3 protein-coding genes are annotated in these 3,143 nt (G+C 67.2%); all 3 read left to right on the forward strand.

Annotation, left to right across the window (positions count from 1 at the left end):
- On the forward strand, window positions 1–816 hold an 816-nt coding region (gene odhB / locus WAL33_RS13990; protein ID WP_422182128.1), incomplete at its 5' end, for a 2-oxoglutarate dehydrogenase complex dihydrolipoyllysine-residue succinyltransferase.
- A 67-nt stretch (window positions 817–883) separates the two neighbouring features.
- A complete protein-coding gene (locus WAL33_RS13995; RefSeq protein ID WP_422182129.1) occupies window positions 884–1,240 on the forward strand; it encodes a DUF3088 family protein in 357 nt (118 codons plus the stop codon).
- Window positions 1,241–1,423: 183 nt separating this feature from the next.
- Entirely contained in the window at window positions 1,424–2,824 is a 1,401-nt protein-coding gene (lpdA, locus tag WAL33_RS14000) for a dihydrolipoyl dehydrogenase (protein ID WP_422182130.1), read from the forward strand.
- Window positions 2,825–3,143 lie beyond the last annotated feature (319 nt).

A 3,143-nucleotide genomic window follows, 5' to 3' on the forward strand; every position in this document is an offset into this window, starting at 1 on the left:
GTCGCGGGCACCGGCAAGGACGGCCGCGTGACCAAGGGCGACGCCCTGGCCGCTCTGGAAGCCCGCGCCAACGCCCCGGCTCCGGCCGCCGCCCCGGCCGCGCCGCGTCCGATCCACGAGCGCGAAGAGCGCGTGAAGATGACGCGCCTGCGTCAGACGATCGCCCGTCGCCTGAAGGAAGCCCAGAACAACGCCGCCATGCTGACGACCTTCAACGAGGTCGACATGAGCGCGGTGATGGCCCTGCGCAATTCTTACAAGGACATCTTCGAGAAGAAGCACGGCGTGAAGCTGGGCTTCATGTCGTTCTTCACCAAGGCCGTCGTCGCCGCCCTTAAGGCCGTGCCGGACGTCAATGCCGAGATCGACGGCCAAGACATCGTCTACAAGAACCACTACGACATCGGGGTGGCCGTCGGCACCGAAAAGGGCCTGGTCGTTCCGGTGGTCCGTGACGCCGACACCCTGAGCCTGGCCGATATCGAAAAGGCCATCGGCGCCCTGGGCAAGAAGGCCCGCGACGGCCAGCTGGCCATCGAGGACATGCAAGGCGGCACCTTCACCATCACCAACGGCGGCATCTACGGCTCGCTGATGTCGACCCCGATCCTCAACGCGCCGCAGTCGGGCATCCTGGGCATGCACGCGATCAAGGAGCGGGCCATGGTGGTCGGCGGCAAGATCGAAGTCCGCCCGATGATGTACCTGGCGCTCAGCTACGACCACCGCGTGGTCGACGGCCAAGGCGCGGTGACCTTCCTGGTGAAGGTCAAGGAAGCCCTGGAAGACCCGCAGCGCCTGCTGCTGGAGCTCTAGTCGCTTCGCGAAGACCGAACCGGGGGGAGCCGTGCGAACGGCTCCCCTTTTTCGTTGCGAGATCCCGATGACCCAAGCCCGCGACCGCCTGTTCCTCCTGCGTCCCGACTGGATCGACCAGGACCGGCCGTGGTTCTGCATGGCCTGTGCGGCGGTGGAGGGGTTCCTCGGCTACTATCCGGCGGTTCGCGACCAAATCGACATCGCGTACCTGCCCTATGACCGCCCGCGCCATCCGGTGGTCGATCTGCTGGGCGAGGCGCATCAGAACCTGCCGACCCTGATCCTGGCCGCCTCGTTCGCGCATCCCGACCTGCGGGACGGGGATCTTCAGCAGGCCGGCGATCTGTGGTTCGCCACCGACGAACGCCCGATCACCCGTGTTCTCGCGGCGCGCTACAACGTCTCGCCGCCGCATCCGTAAGGGCGGAATCGCGCGAGACCCATACGAACTGCGCCTTTAACGCTGCTCTTGGGTTGATCCTTAAGGCAGAGGCGCTAGGAGTAGCCGCGCCCAGTCACCCTCCCAAGCCACCCTTGGGAAACCGGGGGGCAGGCCCCATTTTCTGTCCGGCGCCGAACGCGGCGCGTCTCAAGGCGAAGATCCATGGCTCAATACGACGTCGTCATCATCGGGGGCGGCCCCGGCGGCTACAATGGCGCGATCCGCGCCGGGCAGCTGGGTCTGAAGACCGCCATCGTCGAAGGACGCGGCAAGCTGGGCGGCACCTGCCTGAACGTCGGCTGCATGCCGTCCAAGGCGCTGCTGCACGCCTCGGAGATGTTCGAAGCCGCCAGCGGCGGCGAGTTCGCCAAGCTGGGCATCGAGGTCAAGCCGAAGCTGAACCTGGTGCAGATGATGGCCCAAAAGGCCGAGAGCGTCGAAGCCCTGACCAAGGGCGTCGAGTTCCTGATGAAGAAGAACAAGGTCGACTACATCAAGGGCTGGGGCCGCATCGACGGACCCGGCAAGGTCGTGGTCAAGGCCGAGGACGGCACGGAAACCGTGCTCGAGGCCAAGAACATCGTCATCGCCACCGGCTCGGAGCCCACCCCGCTGCCGGGCGTGAGCGTCGACAACAAGCGCATCGTCGACTCGACCGGCGCCCTCTCGCTGCCCGACGTGCCCAAGAGCCTGATCGTGGTCGGCGCCGGCGTCATCGGCCTGGAGCTGGGCTCGGTCTGGAAGCGCCTGGGCGCCGAGGTGACCGTGGTCGAGTTCCTGGACCGCATCCTGCCGGGCACCGACACCGAAGTGGCCACCGCCTTCCAGAAGATCCTCGGCAAGCAGGGCTTCAAGTTCAAGCTGAGCTCCAAGGTCACCGGCGCGACGGCCTCGGCCAAGGGCGTCAAGCTGAGCGTCGAACCGGTCGCCAGCGGCCCCGCCGAGACCCTCGAGGCCGACTATGTGCTGGTGGCCATCGGTCGCCGTCCGTTCACCCAAGGCCTGGGCCTGGAGACGGTGGGCGTCGTTCCCGACAAGCGCGGCATGATCGCCAACGATCACTACAAGACCACCGCGCCGGGCGTCTGGGTCGTCGGCGACGTGACCAGCGGCCCGATGCTGGCCCATAAGGCCGAGGACGAGGCGGTGGCCTGCATCGAGCTGATCGCCGGCAAGGCCGGTCACGTGAACTACGACATCATCCCGGGCGTGGTCTACACCAGGCCGGAAGTCGCCACGGTCGGCAAGACCGAGGAGGACCTGAAGGCCGCGGGCGTCGCCTACAAGGTCGGCAAGTTCCCGTTCCTGGCCAACAGCCGCGCCAAGATCAACCACGAGACCGACGGCTTCGTGAAGGTGCTGGCCGACGCCAAGACCGACCGCATCCTGGGCGCCCACGCCGTCGGCCCGAACGTCGGCGACATGATCGCCGAGATCTGCGTGGCCATGGAGTTCGGCGGCTCGTCGGAAGACGTGGCCCGCACCTGCCATCCTCACCCGACCCGCTCGGAGGCCTTCCGCCAGGCCTCGATGTCGGTCGAGGGCTGGACGATGCAAGCCTAGGCCTAGGCCCTCTGTCTTCGCGTTAAAGGGCGTCCGCGCCCGACTGGACCAGAGTGGCGGGGTTTCGGAAACGGAGCCCCGCCATGCTTTTGTCCGCCCCGCCGCTGGCCGCCGGCGTCCCTCCGCTCAAGAAAAAGCCCCGCCGGGGGCAAATCCGGCGGGGCCATACGCTAAGTCCTCGAGGGGAGGAGACGCCCTCTCACTCACGCGAGGGCGGTACGCTTACTGAACCCTAGAATTCTTCCCACGTGTCCGAGGTCGGCTGGGCCGAGCCGGCGAAGGCGGCCAGCTTGGCCTGGGCCGCGCGGACCGGGTTGGC

Origin of the sequence: Caulobacter sp., assembly GCF_049283275.1 — a bacterium.
Classification (GTDB): Bacteria; Pseudomonadota; Alphaproteobacteria; order Caulobacterales; family Caulobacteraceae; genus Caulobacter.